The organism is Bartonella sp. DB5-6 (assembly GCF_000278115.1).
GTDB classification, from domain to species: Bacteria; Pseudomonadota; Alphaproteobacteria; order Rhizobiales; family Rhizobiaceae; genus Bartonella; species Bartonella refiksaydamii.
This window is the reverse complement of record NZ_JH725123.1, coordinates 39,676-40,386: the sequence shown is the minus strand read 5'-3', so window position 1 is coordinate 40,386 and position 711 is coordinate 39,676. Positions and strand designations below refer to the sequence as shown.

1 protein-coding gene is annotated in these 711 nt (G+C 39.1%); it reads left to right on the top strand.

The annotated features are described in order from the left end of the window. Positions 1-63: 63 nt before the first annotated feature. On the top strand, positions 64-711 hold a 648-nt coding region (locus MCO_RS10890; RefSeq protein WP_007553924.1), incomplete at its 3' end, for an autotransporter outer membrane beta-barrel domain-containing protein.

Below are 711 nucleotides of genomic sequence, written 5' to 3'. Positions count from 1 at the left end.
ATGCGTGGCTCGAGATGGTACCTAAAAAAAAGCAAATATAGCGGTTCACAAGAGTCGGATTTTATGTCTTCATCGCTCTCTACGGTGAGCCTTTCCGATAGTACACTTATTTTTGATGAAAGTATGCCTCATGGTTATCAAACGCTACACATTGGAAAAAAGACGGATGTAAATGAAGGAGACAAAGTAGTATTGTCAACGTATAAAAAAGCTTATAATGCAGAAGGGAATGTTCAGATTATGCTTAAAACATTTTTGAATGATGAGGGGTTGTTCGATCCTAAAAAGACGGATCGTATTTTGATCTATGGTGATGTTTCTGGAACGACTCTTGTTCATATGCAAAATTTTCAAAAAACTTCTGACAAAGAAATACGTGACGGGAAAGATCAAAGCATTTCGCTCATTCAAGTTTCTGGGAGTGCGCAAGAAGATTCTTTTAAGTTGTCTGGGAGTTATACTACAGTCAATGGTTTTCCTTACCAATATCGTATTCGTGGCTATGGACCAGGTTCTTCTTTTGGAGAAGCGGATGCTACGCAAAGATTAGTTGAAGGTGATGGAAAGTTTTGGGATTTCCGTCTTGAAGGTATCTATGTTAATCCTGAATCAGATTCTCCTGAGACTGTGATTATCACACCATCTCCGTCTGAGCCATCTGATACACATGAACTTACACCTGTAGATCCATCACCTGTCCCATTTACACCT